General features: G+C 51.3%; 16 protein-coding genes and 1 rRNA gene. 8 read left to right on the top strand and 9 right to left on the bottom strand.

The genetic code is table 11. The annotated features are described in order from the left end of the window. Positions 1 to 46: 46 nt before the first annotated feature. Positions 47 to 1,870, bottom strand: a complete 1,824-nt coding sequence (gene typA / locus F4V61_RS18210; RefSeq protein WP_000572062.1) for a ribosome-dependent GTPase TypA — start codon at positions 1,868 to 1,870, stop codon at positions 47 to 49. Between the two features lie 374 nt (positions 1,871 to 2,244). Between typA and glnA the strand changes: the two genes are divergently transcribed. The 4 genes from glnA (at position 2,245) to F4V61_RS18230 (ending at position 6,619) form a co-directional block, all read left to right on the top strand. Continuing rightward, the gene (glnA, locus tag F4V61_RS18215; protein WP_001271702.1) at positions 2,245 to 3,654 is read left to right on the top strand and encodes a glutamate--ammonia ligase; all 1,410 of its coding nucleotides are present in this window, start codon (positions 2,245 to 2,247) and stop codon (positions 3,652 to 3,654) included. Between the two features lie 273 nt (positions 3,655 to 3,927). Continuing rightward, positions 3,928 to 4,977: a nitrogen regulation protein NR(II) gene (gene glnL, locus F4V61_RS18220; RefSeq protein WP_000190540.1), complete on the top strand. Its 1,050-nt coding sequence runs from the start codon at positions 3,928 to 3,930 to the stop codon at positions 4,975 to 4,977. Between the two features lie 8 nt (positions 4,978 to 4,985). After that, positions 4,986 to 6,395, top strand: coding sequence for a nitrogen regulation protein NR(I) (gene glnG / locus F4V61_RS18225; RefSeq protein WP_012210755.1), 1,410 nt, complete (start codon positions 4,986 to 4,988; stop codon positions 6,393 to 6,395). A 113-nt stretch (positions 6,396 to 6,508) separates the two neighbouring features. Further along, complete coding sequence (locus F4V61_RS18230; protein WP_103143115.1) at positions 6,509 to 6,619, top strand: YshB family small membrane protein; 111 nt, start codon at positions 6,509 to 6,511, stop codon at positions 6,617 to 6,619. A 50-nt stretch (positions 6,620 to 6,669) separates the two neighbouring features. Here the strand turns inward: F4V61_RS18230 and hemN are convergent, their stop codons facing one another. The 3 genes from hemN to F4V61_RS18245 form a co-directional block, all read right to left on the bottom strand. Continuing rightward, positions 6,670 to 8,043, bottom strand: coding sequence for an oxygen-independent coproporphyrinogen III oxidase (gene hemN / locus F4V61_RS18235; RefSeq protein ID WP_000003513.1), 1,374 nt, complete (start codon positions 8,041 to 8,043; stop codon positions 6,670 to 6,672). A 188-nt stretch (positions 8,044 to 8,231) separates the two neighbouring features. After that, positions 8,232 to 8,744, bottom strand: coding sequence for a Der GTPase-activating protein YihI (yihI, locus tag F4V61_RS18240; RefSeq protein ID WP_038397300.1), 513 nt, complete (start codon positions 8,742 to 8,744; stop codon positions 8,232 to 8,234). A 118-nt stretch (positions 8,745 to 8,862) separates the two neighbouring features. Further along, positions 8,863 to 9,054, bottom strand: a complete 192-nt coding sequence (locus tag F4V61_RS18245; protein ID WP_038397879.1) for a hypothetical protein — start codon at positions 9,052 to 9,054, stop codon at positions 8,863 to 8,865. Between the two features lie 272 nt (positions 9,055 to 9,326). Here F4V61_RS18245 and yihA point away from each other — a divergent pair, with 272 nt between their 5' ends. After that, positions 9,327 to 9,959 (top strand): ribosome biogenesis GTP-binding protein YihA/YsxC, encoded by a 633-nt coding sequence (gene yihA, locus F4V61_RS18250; RefSeq protein WP_000183333.1) that lies wholly within the window; start codon positions 9,327 to 9,329, stop codon positions 9,957 to 9,959. Positions 9,960 to 10,312: 353 nt separating this feature from the next. On the opposite strand, the gene polA is transcribed toward yihA, so the two are convergent. Next, a complete protein-coding gene (polA, locus tag F4V61_RS18255; protein ID WP_079782304.1) occupies positions 10,313 to 13,099 on the bottom strand; it encodes a DNA polymerase I in 2,787 nt (928 codons plus the stop codon). 387 nt (positions 13,100 to 13,486) lie between these two features. On the opposite strand from polA, the gene F4V61_RS18260 reads away from it, so the two are divergent. Beyond that, positions 13,487 to 14,395 (top strand): acyltransferase, encoded by a 909-nt coding sequence (locus tag F4V61_RS18260; protein WP_079828385.1) that lies wholly within the window; start codon positions 13,487 to 13,489, stop codon positions 14,393 to 14,395. A gap of 12 nt (positions 14,396 to 14,407) precedes the next feature. Here F4V61_RS18260 and dsbA read toward each other — a convergent pair whose 3' ends face one another. The 3 genes from dsbA to F4V61_RS18275 all read right to left on the bottom strand — a co-directional run bounded on the left by dsbA (position 14,408) and on the right by F4V61_RS18275 (position 16,380). After that, on the bottom strand, positions 14,408 to 15,031 hold the full coding sequence (gene dsbA / locus F4V61_RS18265) for a thiol:disulfide interchange protein DsbA (RefSeq protein ID WP_000725358.1): 624 nt from the start codon (positions 15,029 to 15,031) through the stop codon (positions 14,408 to 14,410). Between the two features lie 16 nt (positions 15,032 to 15,047). Then, a complete protein-coding gene (locus tag F4V61_RS18270; RefSeq protein WP_080161310.1) occupies positions 15,048 to 16,034 on the bottom strand; it encodes a serine/threonine protein kinase in 987 nt (328 codons plus the stop codon). 76 nt (positions 16,035 to 16,110) lie between these two features. Beyond that, a complete protein-coding gene (locus tag F4V61_RS18275; RefSeq protein WP_000649859.1) occupies positions 16,111 to 16,380 on the bottom strand; it encodes a YihD family protein in 270 nt (89 codons plus the stop codon). 69 nt (positions 16,381 to 16,449) lie between these two features. On the opposite strand from F4V61_RS18275, the gene mobA reads away from it, so the two are divergent. Then, positions 16,450 to 17,034: a molybdenum cofactor guanylyltransferase MobA gene (gene mobA, locus F4V61_RS18280; RefSeq protein WP_079782305.1), complete on the top strand. Its 585-nt coding sequence runs from the start codon at positions 16,450 to 16,452 to the stop codon at positions 17,032 to 17,034. Next, positions 17,031 to 17,555, top strand: a complete 525-nt coding sequence (mobB, locus tag F4V61_RS18285; protein ID WP_000612533.1) for a molybdopterin-guanine dinucleotide biosynthesis protein MobB — start codon at positions 17,031 to 17,033, stop codon at positions 17,553 to 17,555. The genes mobA and mobB overlap by 4 nt, the downstream gene beginning before the upstream one ends. A gap of 120 nt (positions 17,556 to 17,675) precedes the next feature. On the opposite strand, the gene rrf is transcribed toward mobB, so the two are convergent. Then, positions 17,676 to 17,791, bottom strand: a 5S ribosomal RNA gene (rrf, locus tag F4V61_RS18290). Positions 17,792 to 17,796: the final 5 nt, after the last annotated feature.

The raw sequence follows: 17,796 nt of genomic DNA on the forward strand, positions 1-17,796 counted from the left end.
TCAGCGGCTTTTTTGGTGCCGGATGGCGACTTACGAGAAACTCGTATTACTCTTCTTTCTGACCACGGTTCGCACGGCGGCGATCGTTTTCCGTCAGGTGACGTTTACGAATACGGATAGAGGTTGGAGTTACTTCTACCAGTTCGTCGTCATCAATGAACTCCAGCGCTTGCTCAAGGCTCATTTTAATTGGCGGAACCAGAATAACCGCTTCATCCGTACCGGACGCACGCATGTTGGTCAGTTTCTTACCGGTCAGACAGTTTACCGTCAGGTCGTTGGAACGACTGTGAATACCGATAATCTGGCCTTCGTAAACTTCCGCGCCGTGCCCCAGGAACAGCTTACCGCGATCCTGCAAACCGAACAGCGCAAACGCAACCGCTTTACCCTGACCGTTGGAGATCAGTACGCCGTTCTGACGCTGGCCCACTTCACCCGGACGAATATCGTCGTAATGGCTGAAGGTGGAATACAGCAGACCGGTACCAGAGGTCATAGTCATGAATTCTGAACGGAAACCAATAAGCCCACGGCTTGGGATCACGTAGTCAAGGCGCACGCGGCCTTTACCGTCTGGATTCATGTTTTTCAGGTCGCCTTTACGCTCGCCCAGCGCCTGCATGACAGACCCCTGGTGCTGCTCTTCGACGTCCAGCGTCACGTTCTCGTATGGCTCTTGTTTACGGCCATCGATTTCGCGGAAGATAACTTTCGGACGGGATACCGCCAGTTCGAAACCTTCACGACGCATGTTTTCAATCAGCACGGACAGGTGCAGTTCACCACGACCGGATACACGGAACGCATCCGCATCTTCGGTTTCTTCAACGCGCAGCGCCACGTTATGCACCAGCTCTTTGTTAAGGCGGTCAAGAATCTGACGAGAAGTCACAAACTTACCTTCTTTACCGCAGAACGGAGAGGTGTTAACGCAGAAGAACATAGACACGGTAGGCTCATCAACGGACAGCGCCGGCAACGCTTCCACGTTCTGCGGGTCGCAGATAGTGTCAGAAATGTTCAGTTCGCCCAGGCCGGTTATCGCAATGATATCGCCCGCTTCGGCGATATTGCTGTCGATACGCTCCAGACCCAGATGCGTCAGTACTTTACCCACTTTCGCGTTACGGGTTTTGCCTTCGCTATCGATGATAGTAACCTGCTGGTTTGGCTTCACTTTGCCGCGTTTGATGCGGCCAATGCCGATAACGCCAACGTAGTTGTTGTAGTCCAACTGGGAGATCTGCATCTGGAACGGACCATCAAGGTCAACGTCCGGCGCCGGAACATGGTCAACGATCGCCTGATACAGCGGGGTCATGTCTTCCGCCATATCTTCGTGGTCCAGACCCGCGATACCATTTAACGCCGACGCGTAGATGATCGGGAAGTCCAACTGTTCGTCGGTCGCGTCGAGGTTAACGAACAGGTCGAATACCTGGTCAACAACCCAGTCAGGGCGAGCACCAGGGCGGTCAACTTTGTTGATAACCACAATCGGTTTGAGGCCATGAGCAAAGGCTTTTTTGGTCACGAAGCGCGTTTGCGGCATCGGGCCGTCAAATGCGTCAACCACCAGCAGCACAGAGTCAACCATGGACATGACGCGCTCTACTTCACCACCGAAGTCAGCGTGCCCGGGAGTATCAACGATGTTGATACGGTAATCATTCCATTTAATAGCGGTGTTTTTAGCGAGGATAGTAATACCACGCTCTTTCTCCAAATCGTTGGAGTCCATCACTCGCTCTTGAGTTTCGGCACGCGCGTCGAACGTACCGGATTGCTGGAGCAGCTTATCAACCAGGGTAGTTTTACCATGGTCAACGTGCGCGATGATGGCGATGTTACGCAAATTTTCGATCACAACTTTGCCTCAGGCATTAGAAATAGCGCGTTATTGTACACGGATTAATCGCACTACAAAACAGGATCACAAACATCCTCCGCAAACAAGTATTGCAGAGTCTCTTTGTGATCGCTTTCACGGAGCGTTAAAAGGGTGGCTTGCGTTCTATTGCACCAATGTGGTGCTTAATGTTCACATTAAGCACTATTTTGGTGCAACATAGTCACCGTGGTGCAGCCCTTTTGCACGATGGTGCGCATGATAACGCCTTTTGGGGGCAATGTGAAAGTTGGCACAGATTTCGCTTTATATTTTTACGGCGACACGGCCAGCAGAATTGAAGATCTCGTTACCACGACGACCGACCATGACCAATCCGGGAGAGTATAAGTATGTCCGCTGAACACGTTTTGACGATGCTGAACGAACACGAAGTGAAGTTTGTCGATCTGCGCTTCACCGATACCAAAGGCAAAGAACAGCACGTCACGATTCCTGCTCATCAGGTAAATGCCGAATTCTTTGAAGAAGGCAAAATGTTTGACGGCTCCTCTATCGGCGGCTGGAAAGGCATTAACGAATCCGATATGGTGCTGATGCCGGATGCGTCTACTGCGGTTATCGACCCGTTCTTCGCCGACTCTACCCTGATTATCCGTTGCGATATCCTGGAACCTGGCACTCTGCAAGGTTATGACCGTGACCCGCGTTCCATCGCGAAGCGTGCGGAAGACTATCTGCGTGCGACAGGTATCGCTGATACGGTTCTGTTTGGGCCGGAACCTGAATTTTTCCTGTTTGACGACATCCGTTTCGGTACGTCCATTTCCGGTTCTCACGTAGCCATTGACGACATTGAAGGCGCCTGGAACTCCTCCACCCAATACGAAGGTGGTAATAAAGGTCACCGTCCGGCAGTGAAGGGGGGCTACTTCCCGGTACCGCCTGTCGACTCCGCGCAGGATATTCGTTCTGAAATGTGTCTGGTCATGGAGCAGATGGGCCTGGTTGTCGAAGCGCACCACCACGAAGTAGCGACTGCGGGTCAGAACGAAGTGGCAACCCGCTTTAACACCATGACCAAAAAAGCCGACGAAATTCAGATTTACAAATATGTGGTGCATAACGTGGCTCACCGCTTCGGTAAGACCGCGACCTTTATGCCAAAACCAATGTTCGGTGATAACGGTTCCGGTATGCACTGCCACATGTCCCTGTCCAGGAACGGCGTAAACCTGTTCTCCGGTGACAAATATGCCGGCCTGTCTGAACAAGCGCTGTACTACATCGGCGGCGTCATCAAACACGCCAAAGCCATCAACGCCCTGGCGAACCCGACTACCAACTCCTACAAGCGTCTGGTCCCGGGTTATGAAGCGCCTGTGATGCTGGCCTACTCCGCCCGTAACCGTTCCGCCTCGATCCGTATTCCGGTGGTGGCGTCTCCGAAAGCGCGCCGTATCGAAGTTCGTTTCCCGGACCCGGCGGCTAACCCGTATTTATGCTTTGCCGCCCTGCTGATGGCAGGCCTCGACGGTATCAAGAATAAAATCCATCCGGGCGAAGCGATGGACAAAAACCTGTACGACCTGCCGCCGGAAGAGGCGAAAGAGATCCCACAGGTTGCCGGTTCTCTGGAAGAAGCGCTAAACGCGCTGGATCTGGATCGCGAGTTCCTGAAAGCAGGCGGCGTGTTCACTGATGAAGCGATCGATGCGTACATTGCGCTACGTCGCGAAGAAGATGACCGGGTGCGTATGACCCCGCACCCGGTAGAGTTTGAGCTGTACTACAGCGTTTAAGTTGCCGTGGAAACGTTTAGCCTGTTCAGGCAGGCTTGAGATAGATGGCGAATGATAAGACACCTGATGGCGCAAGCTTATCAGGTCTACCGGTAATATCACCTTGTAGGCCGGATAAGGCAAAGCCGCCATCCGGCATCTACGTTTGCTATTCATCTGTAGCCCATCGCACGATGGGCTTTTTTCTCCATCAACAATCTGATCTCACGCGCTTTTTAGTAGTAAAAAGCTATAATGCACTAAAATGGTGCATTACTTTCAGGAGACTGCTGAATGGCAACAGGCATGCGGCCCGATGCTGGGCAGATCCTCAATTCGTTAATCAACAGTGTGCTGGTGGTCGACGACGCGCTGGCAATCCATTACGCCAACCCTGCCGCGCAACAGTTGCTCGCGCAAAGCTCACGTAAACTGTTTGGTACGCCGTTACCTGAACTGTTGAGCTATTTTTCGTTAAATATTGACCTGATGGGCGAGAGTTTAGCGGCAGGACAAGGCTTTACCGATAATGAAGTGACGCTGGTAATTGATAGTCGCTCACATATTCTCTCTTTAACCGCACAACGTCTGCCCGACGGTTTTATTCTGCTTGAAATGACGCCGATGGATAACCAGCGCCGTCTGAGTCAGGAGCAGTTGCAGCACGCGCAGCAAATCGCCGCCCGCGATCTGGTTCGCGGTCTGGCGCACGAAATCAAAAATCCGCTCGGCGGCCTGCGCGGCGCAGCGCAGTTGCTCAGCAAGGCGCTGCCCGACCCGTCGCTAACGGAATATACCAAAGTCATCATTGAACAGGCCGACAGGCTACGCAACCTTGTCGATCGTTTGCTGGGACCGCAACATCCGGGAATGCACATCACCGAGAGCATACATAAAGTCGCGGAGCGCGTGGTCACGCTGGTTTCGATGGAGTTGCCGGATAATATCCGGCTTATCCGCGATTACGACCCCAGTCTGCCGGAGCTGCCGCACGATCCGGAGCAGATTGAACAGGTGCTACTGAATATTGTCCGCAACGCCTTGCAGGCGCTGGGGTCGGAAGGCGGCGAAATTACGCTGCGCACGCGTACCGCCTTCCAGTTAACGTTGCACGGCGAACGCTATCGTCTGGCGGCGCGTATAGACGTTGAAGACAACGGGCCGGGCATACCTCCCCATTTACAGGATACGCTCTTCTATCCGATGGTCAGCGGTCGCGAAGGCGGCACCGGGCTTGGATTATCCATTGCCCGCAATCTTATCGATCAACACGCCGGCAAAATTGAATTCACCAGTTGGCCGGGTCATACCGAGTTTTCGGTCTACCTGCCGATTCGGAAATAGAGGTGTTTATGCAACGAGGAATAGTCTGGGTCGTCGATGACGATAGTTCCATCCGTTGGGTACTTGAACGTGCTCTCGCCGGGGCAGGGTTGACCTGTATCGCCTTTGAGAATGGTAATGAAGCGCTGGCTGCACTGGCCAGTAAAACGCCTGACGTCTTGCTATCGGATATCCGAATGCCAGGAATGGACGGACTGGCGCTGTTAAAACAGATTAAACAACGCCATCCGATGCTTCCGGTCATCATTATGACCGCGCATTCCGATTTGGATGCTGCCGTGAGCGCCTATCAGCAGGGAGCGTTTGATTATCTGCCTAAGCCGTTTGATATTGATGAAGCCGTCGCTCTGGTCGAGCGCGCGATTAGTCATTATCAGGAGCAGCAGCAACCGCGTAATATTGAGGTTAACGGCCCGACGACTGACATGATAGGCGAAGCGCCCGCCATGCAGGATGTGTTTCGCATTATTGGTCGGCTGTCGCGTTCTTCGATTAGCGTGCTGATTAACGGAGAATCCGGGACAGGTAAAGAACTGGTTGCCCATGCGCTACATCGCCATAGCCCACGCGCCAACGCGCCGTTTATCGCGCTCAATATGGCGGCCATCCCGAAAGATTTGATCGAATCTGAACTGTTTGGTCATGAGAAAGGCGCTTTTACCGGGGCGAATACCATTCGGCAGGGCCGTTTCGAGCAGGCTGACGGCGGTACGCTGTTTCTGGACGAAATTGGCGATATGCCGCTGGATGTCCAGACTCGTCTGTTACGCGTGCTGGCTGACGGACAGTTCTACCGCGTGGGCGGATACGCGCCGGTAAAAGTAGATGTGCGCATTATCGCCGCCACCCACCAGAATCTCGAATTACGCGTTCAGGAAGGAAAATTCCGCGAAGACCTGTTCCACCGCCTGAATGTGATTCGCATTCATCTCCCGCCGCTGCGCGAGCGTCGTGAAGATATTCCACGTCTGGCGCGCCATTTTTTGCAGGTCGCCGCGCATGAATTAGGCGTAGAAGCTAAATTATTACATCCGGAAACCGAAACAGCGTTAACGCGCCTAGCATGGCCTGGTAACGTGCGTCAGTTAGAAAATACCTGCCGCTGGCTCACCGTCATGGCCGCCGGGCAAGAGGTATTGATTCAGGATTTACCGGGTGAACTGTTTGAAGCCTCGGCGCCGGATAGTTCATCCCATCTGCCGCCGGATAGTTGGGCCACATTACTGGCACAATGGGCAGACCGCGCCTTGCGGGCCGGTCATCAAAATTTGCTTTATGAAGCGCAGACAGAACTGGAAAGAACATTACTGACCACGGCCTTACGCCATACGCTGGGCCATAAACAGGAAGCCGCCAGGCTGCTCGGTTGGGGGCGAAACACCCTAACGCGGAAGTTGAAAGAGTTGGGAATGGGGTAAGCGTTAACCGCTTATGTAAAGATTAATAATTGAGCGTAAAACGCTGCTATTTTGCACTTTACTGTTCCGATGAGTTCAGTATGATCATGCCCGGCAATCGGGGGAGATTCATTATGTTGGAATCTATTATTAATCTGGTATCGAGTGGAGTCGTCGACAGCCACACGCCACAAACAGCGATAGCCGCAGTATTGTGTGCAGCGCTGGTGGAGCTGTTCAGCTAGCGGGTAGGCCGGGTGGTGGCTTCGCCTTATCCGGCCTACCCTATTCCGTACTATATCACCCTCGAGAACTGCTGCATCCGTGCTTTCTGGCGCAGATATGCATCAAAGCACATACAAATATTACGGATTAGAAGACGCCCTTTCGGCGTGACCTGAATCCCCTTCTCATTCACATCCACCAGCCCATCTTTCGCCAGCGGTGCCAGTAATTGTAAATCCTCGGTAAAATACTCAGCGAAATGCAAACCCCACTGCTGTTCGACGGCGCTAAAATCCAGGCGGAAGTTACAAATCAGCGCTTTGATAACATCGCGACGAATGCAATCATCACGGGTCAGTGTGATACCACGCCATAGCGCATTGCCCCGCGCATTCACTTGCTGGTAATAACGCTTCAGCTCTTTCTGGTTCTGCATGTAGCCATCGCCAATCATGCTGATGGCGGAAACGCCCATCCCCAGCAGGTCGGTATCGCCCTGGGTGGTATATCCCTGAAAATTACGGTGCAGCGCGCCTTCGCGCTGCGCGACGGCCAGCTCGTCGTCCGGGCGGGCAAAATGGTCCATCCCAATAAACTGATAACCAGCCTGAGTAAGCGATACGATTGTCTCCTGCAAAATATCCAGTTTCTGCTGCGCGCTGGGTAAATCGGTATTTTTAATTTTACGCTGTGCGGCAAAAAGCGTTGGCAGATGCGCGTAGTTAAAAACGCTCAAACGATCGGGGTTCAGTTCCGTCACACGTTGCAGTGTGAAAGCAAAGCTTTCCGGCGTCTGTTTCGGTAGACCGTAGATCAAATCGATATTCGTCGAGGTAAAGCCAATATTGCGGGCGTGGTTAAGCAGCATAAAGATAAGTTCTTCATCTTGTTCGCGGTTAACCAGGCGCTGAACCTCTTTATTAAAGTCTTGCACACCCATACTCAGGCGGTTAAAACCTTCCGCGCGTAAATGATCGAGCACATCCAGCTCAATTTCACGGGGATCGATTTCGATCGAGATTTCCGCGTCGGTATTAAAGTGGAAATTTTCACGCAACAGCGTCATTAAGCGACTGATTTGAGCTTTATTCAGGTAAGTTGGCGTACCGCCGCCCCAGTGAAGCTGGCTAACCTGACGACCTGCAAACAGCGGCGCGCGATGGCGGATTTCTTGCTCAAGCGCGTCAAGATATTGGTCAGCTTTATGCTGTTGGCGGGTGACAATTTTGTTGCAGCCGCAGAAATAACACAACTTGTGGCAAAACGGGATATGCACGTACAGCGAGAGCGGACGTTCAGGATAACGCGCCACAGCCTGCGAGAATGCTGCTTCCTCGAAGTCTTCAGCAAACTCCAGCGCGGTTGGGTACGAGGTATATCGTGGCCCGGAATAGTTATATTTCTGGATCAGGGCCAGATCCCAGTCTATTTGCTGTTCAGACATGCTCACTCCTTCCGATGGCGTCTCTGGCGGGTACGGCGTACCGGCTTCACGCCATGACGGACGGCAAGCCGGCTGCGCAGCCATTTCTGTCGCCGCGACAATCGCTGTAGTTTAACGAATAACCACACCAGATAACATATAACCGGAAGGGTTATAAGCAGGACGGGCAAACCCACAATGTAAACCCGTTATTTGCCGCCTCTTAGCAGGCGCATCATATCTTCCTGCTTCTCGTCCTCTTCTTCGTCTTCCTCGTCATCGTAAGACAGACCAAGCTTCTGCATCAGTTCATCAATACGATCCAGTTTGGCATCTACCCAGGCTTGATCTTCCGCATTCAGGGTTTCGCCCGCTTCCAGGCGTTCTAACAGCGCATCCAGGCGCTCATCCGTTTCCAGTAAATCCAACTCCGCCTGCGGTGAAAGCATAAGTTTCTCACTTTTCGGTTTATGTTGTTGGGTCACTTTTTCAGTTACGCCCAATGGAATAGGTGTTTTACTGCCAATACGTGGATCTTTTTGTTGATTCTGATTACCGCCGCCTGAAGCGGGTTTACCGCCCGCCGCACGGCTCCCCGGTGCATGACCACGATGTTTTTTCAGGCGCTTACGGTCACGCGCCTCTTGGTTTAACTCTTCACGCGTTTTACGACGCTGTTTGCCAAAGGCTTTACTGCGCGGTGCAGAGGTTGGTTTTTTCATGATGTCAGATCTTTAAGCCGTTTCATTCAGTATAGAATTGAGGCGGAATCTAGCAGAAAGCAAGCAAAGAAAAAAGGCGACAGAGTAATCTGCCGCCTTTTTTCTTGACTCATGACCCTTAACGAGCTCCACCATCCCTGTTAGCTATCAACACGCCCTGTTTTTCCCTTAGCCTTGAACATCCCCTGTTGTTTCCATTTCCTTTTACTAACGTCTCCGGACGTTTGTCTTCCTGACAATCCTGTGTCTTCGCCTCCTGGCGCTCCTGACCCTCATCCTGAGTCGTTGATCCTGTTAGCGTCCTCGCTATGTACGTTACTTTACGCTTTTAGGGTGAACTAACAAGATACCGACACGGCAACCCCCTCTTTTTCAGACAATTACCTTTCTATAAATTTCTGATTTAACTGTATTAAATGAGTTTCAACGTTGCAACGATTCTGTCATGTCGCATAGGGATAATGGGCAATATCTTACACAACGTATGGCTTTTGCTTACAGCGTCGGCGTACCGAAAAATCCGCCTTTTGCTGGCGTTCAGGTATAATCGCGGCAAAGCTTTGACTGACGGAGACGAGCGCTTTGACTAACCTGAATTATCAACAGACGCATTTTGTGATGAGTGCGCCTGATATTCGCCATTTACCTTCCGATTCCGGAATTGAAGTGGCTTTTGCTGGCCGTTCCAATGCAGGCAAATCCAGCGCCCTGAACACTCTGACGAACCAAAAGAGCCTGGCGCGCACCTCTAAAACGCCAGGCCGTACCCAACTGATTAACCTGTTTGAAGTGGTAGACGGCAAACGCCTCGTCGATCTGCCGGGCTATGGCTACGCAGAAGTCCCGGAAGAGATGAAACGCAAATGGCAACGCGCGCTGGGGGAATATCTGGAGAAGCGTCAAAGCCTACAGGGCTTAGTCGTTTTGATGGATATCCGCCATCCGTTGAAAGACCTCGACCAACAGATGATTCAGTGGGCTGTAGAGAGCAATATCCAGGTTCTGGTACTGCTGACCAAAGCGGACAAACTAGCCAGCGGCGCGCGCAAAGCGCAGTTGAATATAGTACGTGAAGCCGTACTGGCGTTTAATGGCGATGTGCAGGTAGAAGCGTTTTCCTCGCTGAAAAAGCAGGGGGTGGATAAGTTACGTCAGAAGCTGGATAGCTGGTTTAGCGAGTTAGCGCCGGTAGAAGAGACACAGGGCACCGAATAAGCAGGTAGGCCTGATAAGCGCCGCGCCATCAGGCGACAAATGCCGGATGCCGATCGAACGCGTCTTATCCGGTCATAGACTTTTCTTATGCCCAATAAAAAACGCCCCAGTCATAAACTGACTGGGGCGGCTAAAATATTCAGCCAAATCCGATTACGTGAAGTAAAAGGTCTGAAAGATAGAACATCTTACCTCTGTACCCTACGTGAATAACTTTACTCTTTTTTGAGCAACACAGAAAGACCTTTTCGTAATTTTTTTTCATTCTTTACATAGGGAATTCTAATACCCATCACAAAACCCCCTCTCTTATGTTGCTTAATTACGAAAAAAGCGCGTTATTCCGTAAATGCTTAGTGCGCTTGATCCCAATTTTCCCCGCTGCCGACTTCCACCAGCAACGGCACATCAATACGCGTACAGTTTTCCATCAACTGATGGATACGTTTTGATACCGCATCTAAATCGCCTTTATGCACTTCGAACACCAGTTCATCGTGTACCTGCATAATCATCCGCACGCGCGGCTGCTCAGCCTGTAGCCAGGCATCAACGGCAATCATTGCGCGCTTGATGATGTCGGCTGCCGTTCCCTGCATGGGAGCATTGATCGCCGCGCGCTCCGCCCCCGCACGCCGCGCCGCGTTGCTGGATTTAATATCCGGCAGGTAAAGGCGGCGTCCCTCCAGCGTTTCCACATAGCCTTGTTCTTTTGCCTGAGCACGGGTGCGCTCCATATATTCCAGCACGCCAGGGTAGCGTTCGAAGTAGAGATCCATATACTTTTGCGCCTCTTTACGCGGGATATTAAGCTGGCGAGAAAGACCAAAGGCGCTCATACCGTAAATCAGGCCAAAGTTAATGGCTTTCGCACTTCGCCGCTGTTCCCCGGTCACGCTATCCAGCGGCAGGCCAAAGACTTCCGCCGCCGTTGCGCGGTGGATATCTTTCCCTTCGGCGAACGCCGTGAGCAGTCCTTTATCACGGGAAAGATGCGCCATAATACGCAACTCAATCTGTGAATAGTCCGCAGACACGATGAGATAATCCTCAGGCGCGATAAATGCCTGACGAATGCGGCGGCCTTCGTCGTTGCGCACCGGAATATTTTGCAGGTTCGGATCGGTGGATGATAAACGTCCCGTCGCCGTTACCGCCTGATGATAAGACGTATGAACGCGCCCGGTTTTCGGGTTAATCATCAGCGGCAGCTTATCGGTGTAGGTGGATTTTAACTTCGCCAGACCACGATACTCCAGAATCACTTTCGGCAGTGGATAGTCCAGCGCCAGCTCTTCCAGCACCTCTTCCGAGGTTGACGGCGCGCCGCCAGGCGTTTTCTTCAGCGGCTTAATCCCCTGCTTTTCAAATAAGATGGTCTGCAACTGTTTCGTCGAGGACAGGTTAAACGCCTCGCCCGCAATGTCATGCGCTTTCTTTTCCAGTTCCGCCAGACGTAGCGTAATCTCTTCCGAATGTTTGTGCAGGACGGCAGGATCGATTTTTACACCGTTGCGCTCAACGCGTGACAGTACAGGTACCAGCGGCATTTCGATGTTTTCGAAAACATTCAGCGGGCCTTTATGCTGCTGGAGTTCAGGCCACATTTTGAGATGCAACTGTAGCGTGACATCCGCATCTTCTGCCGCATAGCGCCCCGCTTCCTCCAGCGCGATTTGGTTAAAGGTGAGCTGGTTTTTACCCTTACCGGCAATTTCTTCAAAAGTGATGGTTTTGTGCTTCAGCCAACGATCGGACAAGCTGTCCATATCATGGCGTCCGGCGACGCTGTTCAGAATGTAAGACTCAAGCATGGTATCAAAGGCGATACCGCGCAGCTCAATGCCGTAATTTTGCAAGACGCCGCGATCGTACTTGAGGTTTTGCCCCACTTTGCGCACTTTGTCATCTTCCAGCAACGGCTTCAGCAGTTCCAGCGCACGCTGGCGGGAGATTTGATCCGGAGCGTCAAGATAATCATGCGCGACAGGCACATACGCGGCAACGCCAGGTTCGATGGCAAAAGAGAGTCCCACCAGGTTGGCGGCGATATTATCCAGACTGTCGGTCTCGGTGTCGAAAGCAAAAACTGGCGCTTTTTTCAGCTTTTCAATCCAGCTTTCCAGTGTGCTTTCGTCCAGAATAGTGACATAATTTTCATAAGAGAGCGCCGCTTTCAGCTCGCAGGGCGATTCATCAATAATGACCGTTTCCTGCGGTTTTGCCGTCGGTTTCGCGCCCTTTGCCTGTAGCCACTTGCCTGACTCGACGTCCGCCGTCCAACGCTTAAACTCATATTTTTTAAACAGGCCCAGCAGTTCATGCGCAATCGGCTGTTGTACTTCAAGCTGTTCGCAGGTCAACTCCAGCTCAACATCCGTTTTAATAGTGGCCAGTTTATAAGACAGGTACGCCACTTCTTTATTCTGCGCTAATTTACCGGCCATCGTTTTGGCGCCGCGGAAAGTGAGACCGGCGATTTTTTCCGGCTCGGCGTACAGCGTATCCAGACCGCCCAATCCCTGCAGCAAGGCTTGCGCCGTCTTCTCACCCACGCCCGGTACGCCAGGAATATTATCAGATGAGTCCCCCATCAGCGCCAGAAAGTCGATAATCAGTTCAGGCGGTACGCCATACTTATTAACCACTTCATCCGGGCCGAGGATAGTGTTGGTCATAGTGTTGATCAGCGTAATATTCGGCGTCACCAACTGTGCCATATCTTTATCGCCAGTGCTGATTAATACTGGGCGCCCCACCTTCTCCGCTTCTCGCGCCAGTGTACCGATAACGTCATCCGCTTCTACGCCAGAGACTGCCAGCAGGGGTAGCCCCATTGCTTTTACCATGGCATGTAACGGCTCTATTTGCGCACGTAAATCATCCGGCATCGGAGGACGATGCGATTTGTAATGCTCAAAGAGCTCATCACGGAAGGTTTTTCCTTTGGCGTCAAACACCACCGCAGCATGCGTCGGCTGATACTGCATGATCAGGCTGCGCAACATGTTGAGGACACCATACATTGCGCCCGTAGGTTCTCCCGCGCTATTGGTTAACGGCGGAAACGCATGATATGCGCGATAGAGATAGGATGAGCCATCTACGAGAATAAGTGGGTTTTCTGGGATCTGAACCATAATGTCCGTGCCTGTTTAACAGATTATGGTTAAAGGATGCCACATACAGGAGGAAAACTTGAGTTTTTCGCCGCATTTGCAGAAAAGTTTTGTGGATCTTCAGGATCGCTCGCAAAGCAACCTGTGGATAACTTTGTGTATAAATTCTTGCCATTGCTTTAAAATCAGCGCGATAGTCTTCACATCTTAATAATTACCTATTATTTTCAATTAGTTGTTAACATCACACTTTTCTTATTATCTGATTCATGCCGTTATCATAATGTGGATAGTTGTTACGAGTGTTTCTATTTCACTCAGCCCCATCATTAGCATCGTTTTCTGATAGAATCAGCCTCTTGCGCCCTTTTCGCGCACCGTTTATGGCTAACTTTTGAACAATTAATTATGACGAGAATACTCGCGGCGATCACGCTCCCACTGACTATCGTATTGACCATCCTGGTCACCATAGTTTGCTCAGTACCGATCATCGTTGGCGGAATGGTAAAGCTCCTTTTGCCTGTTCCCGGCATCTGGCGTAAGGTCTCCATTTTCTGCAATTACATGATGTATTGCTGGTGCGCTGGTCTTGCCGCGCTGCTACGCCTTAACCCGCATTTGCAATGGGATGTAGAAGGGTTAGAAGGGCTGAGCAAGAAAAATTGGTATTTACTGATTTGTAACCATCGTAGCTGGGCGGATATCGTTGTGCTTTGCATTCTGTTCCGCAAGCATATCCCAATGAATAAGTACTTTCTTAAACAGCAATTAGCCTGGGTACCCTTTATCGGGCTGGCGTGCTGGGCATTAGATATGCCGTTTATGAAACGCTACTCCCGTAGCTACCTGCTCCGCCACCCTGAGCGACGCGGCAAAGATGTCGAAACGACTCGTCGCTCTTGCGAAAAGTTTCGTCAGTATCCCACCACTATCGTTAACTTTGTTGAAGGCTCGCGCTTTACGCGTGAAAAACGCCAGCAAACGCATTCACCCTATCAACATCTATTGCCGCCAAAAGCAGCAGGTATTGCAATGGCAATTAACGTTTTAGGTTCGCAGTTCGATAAGCTGCTTAATATTACGTTGTGTTACCCGGACAACGATCGCCACCCCTTCTACGATATGTTAAGCGGTAGGCTGACGCGTATTGTCGTAAGGGTACAACTGGAACCTATAACTGAAGAACTGCACGGCGATTACGTTAACGACAAAATATTCAAACGTCGCTTTCAACGCTGGCTTAACACGTTGTGGGATCAGAAAGATATACAGATAGAAGGGATTAAAACATCTTGTAAAAACGCCGGTCAGTGACCGGCGTTCTTTTTATTTTTTATCAACCAAATATTTCACGGTATCAGCATACTGCTGAACAAAGACATCCATGCTGCTGGTATCCATACCTTGTGGGTTAATCTGGTATTTGCCGTTTACAAACATCGCCGGAACACCTTGTAGTTGCAGGTCAGACGCGGCTTTTTCCTGCTGCGCAACCAGTGATTTCACCACGAAGCTGTTCCATGCCGCATCGTAATCTTCGCCTTTGACGCCCGCATCAACGAACACTTTACGGATATCCGCGGCAGATTGTACGGTCTGGGTTTTCTGTACGGCTTCAAATAGCGGGACCGTTACTTTATCTTCTACGCCCAGCGCCATCGCCACCGCCCATGCCTGGGTGAGATCCTTGCCCAACGGCCCCAGGAACTCAACATGGTACTTGGTCATTTTGGTGCCTTCCGGCAGCTTTTTCTTCACGTTGTCAGACACATGAAGCACTTCTTCAAACTGATAACAATGTGGGCAGTAGAATGAGAAGAACTCCAGTACCTGGGGTTCGCCAGCAACCGGTTTATCCAGCGTGATATACTGTTTACCGTCGCTGATCTGTGCTGCCGAGGCGCTAAAAGCTAAAACCATACCAGCCAGCGCCAGCCAAATCTTTTTCATGATCAACTCTCTCCGATTAATACATTGCCGTTAATTGTAAAGGGGGTTCGTGCAAAATTTTAGCCTGCTCAATAAAAGTCGTCGCCTGTCGCTGCCAGTAATCTTCCCCGGTTAACCAGGGAAAATTTTTCGGAAACGCAGGATCGCCCCAACGACGAACCAACCAGGCAAGATAATAAACTAAACGCATGGCGCGTAAAGGTTCAATGAGACCGATTTCAGACACGTCGAACTCACTAACTTCTTCATAAGCTTCAATAATTGTTTCAAGTTGCATTCGCTGTTCGGCTTTGTCTCCGTTCAGCAGCATCCATAAATCCTGTATCGCCGGGCCGTTACGGGCATCATCCAGATCGACAAACAGCGGTCCATCACGCCACAGAATGTTGCCGGCATGACAATCGCCGTGCAATCGCAGCGTGGTAAAATCGGTGCGCCAGCATTCGGTAACTGCAGACAATAGAGTATCAGCGGCTTTCAGGAAAGCCGCTTTTTGCCCGGAGGGAATAAGTGCGGCATCTTCGAATACCTTACGAGGTTCAAAAAGATACTCTGCAAGCCCAATGTCAGGTCGGAATGTGAAAGGGCGTTTTCGCCCCGTCTGATGCAGTCGGCCCAGATAACGCCCTACCGCCTCCATCTGATCGATATTGTCTGCTTCAAACTGACGACCGCCTACGCTGGGGAAAATGGCATAATGATAGCCCTGATGCGCTAACAGCGTTTGACCATTAAAAGCGAGCGGAGCAGCAACCGGAACCTCATCATTCACCAGTTCAAGCGCGAACTGGTGCTCTTCCCGAATTTGATCAACAGACCAGCGTTCAGGACGATAAAACTTAACGACAAAACGTCGACGATCTTCATCCTGAAACTGATAGACGCGGTTTTCATAACTGTTTAGCGGAGTCAGTCCGGAATCCACCCTGATCCCCTGTTCAAACAGCGCATCCATGATGGTTTCCGGGTGTAGCGTCTGGAAAGTAAAAGCGTTGTCGTTCATCCCATCATCCGGAAAATACTACGAATGATTCAGGATATCATTTCGTGATGATTTCGGTGGCTCCACTTACAAGGTTTTACTCTTTAATAACGCCGCGGGCGCGTAAAAGCGCCGTTTTAAAGTCTTCTTCATAGTCTTTTTGAATCCCCGGTATGGCGGCGTCTTTGGCGGAATCGCGCATTTTCAGATGGTAAATCAGGATATCATCAGTTAAATCTTCCAGATTGCCGTCAAAACCTGACTCTTTCGCCAGTTTCTGCAAAAATTGCGTCAGGTTAAGATCGGGCTCTTTCTGCCAGGCTGGCTGGAGGAGTTCAATGACTTCATTCAGGCGTTTACATTTCATAGCTGTGCTCCTTATTCTTGATACAGACACGGTAGCAGGGTCAATCCCACAATAAAAGAGGCGATATCGGTGAATCAGGATGAAGTGATAACCGGCGTGGTGCTGGCAGGCGGTAAAGCCCGGCGGATGGGAGGTGCGGATAAAGGTCTGCTTGAACTGGACGGTAAACCGCTCTGGCGGCACGTTGCCGACGCGCTCGCGCCGCAACTCGCTACGGTCGTCATAAGCGCTAATCGCCATCTGGATATCTACCAGGCTAGCGGCCTGAAAATCATTCAGGATTCAATCGCTGACTTTCCTGGGCCGCTGGCGGGTATACTTTCCGTTTTTCAGCAGGTAACAGGCGACTGGTTTCTGTTTTGCCCCTGCGACAATCCCTATATTCCCCACAACATAGTCGATCGTTTATCTGCACAACGTCATGGCGCACCGGTGGTTTGGGTTCATGACGGAGAGCGCGATCACCCAACGATTGCGTTGATAAATCGCTCCGTCCAGCCGCAGTTGACAGCTTATTTGCAAGCGGGCGAGCGGCGGGTAATGGTCTTTATGCGCCAGGTAGGCGGACACGCCGTGGATTTCAGTGATTGTAAGGAGGCATTTGTAAACGTCAACACGCCAGAGGAGCTCGCTAAGTGGCAAAAGAGACCATGATACCGCTGCTCGCGATTGCCGCGTGGAGCGGCACGGGGAAAACAACGTTGCTGAAAAAGTTAATTCCGGCATTATGCGCCAGTGGGATTCGACCAGGTTTGATAAAGCACACGCATCATAATATGGATGTGGATAAACCCGGAAAAGATAGCTATGAGTTACGCAAGGCAGGCGCGGCGCAAACGTTGGTCGCCAGCCAACAGCGCTGGGCATTGATGACTGAAACACCGGAGCAAGAAGAGTTGGATCTGGCATGGCTGGTGAGTCGAATGGATGCATCAAAGCTGGATCTGGTGCTGGTAGAAGGCTTTAAGCATGAGCCCGTGGCCAAGATCGTTCTGTTCCGTAACGACGCTGGGCACGATGTGAATGAGTTGGCTATCGATGAGCATACGATCGCCGTAGCCAGCGATATTGCGCTGAATATTGGCGTTCCGGTACTCGATTTGAATGATGTTGATGGGATTGTGGCGTTTATCGTAGCGAAGTTAGGGTTAACTGCCGCCCCGGAGTGGGCGTAAACGCCTGCTCCGGGCTATGTGTGCTGTTCTGTAGCCGGGACACACCGGCTATTCAGCGCATTTTTTGCAACAGATGCAAAAAAGCCCGTCCTGATGGACGGGCTTCTTCACTTGTTTGATGCCTGGCAGTTCCCTACTCTCGCATGGGGAGACCCCACACTACCATCGGCGCTACGGCGTTTCACTTCTGAGTTCGGCATGGGGTCAGGTGGGACCACCGCGCTACGGCCGCCAGGCAAAT

Origin of the sequence: Salmonella enterica subsp. arizonae (assembly GCF_008692845.1) — a bacterium.
GTDB lineage: Bacteria > Pseudomonadota > Gammaproteobacteria > Enterobacterales > Enterobacteriaceae > Salmonella > Salmonella arizonae.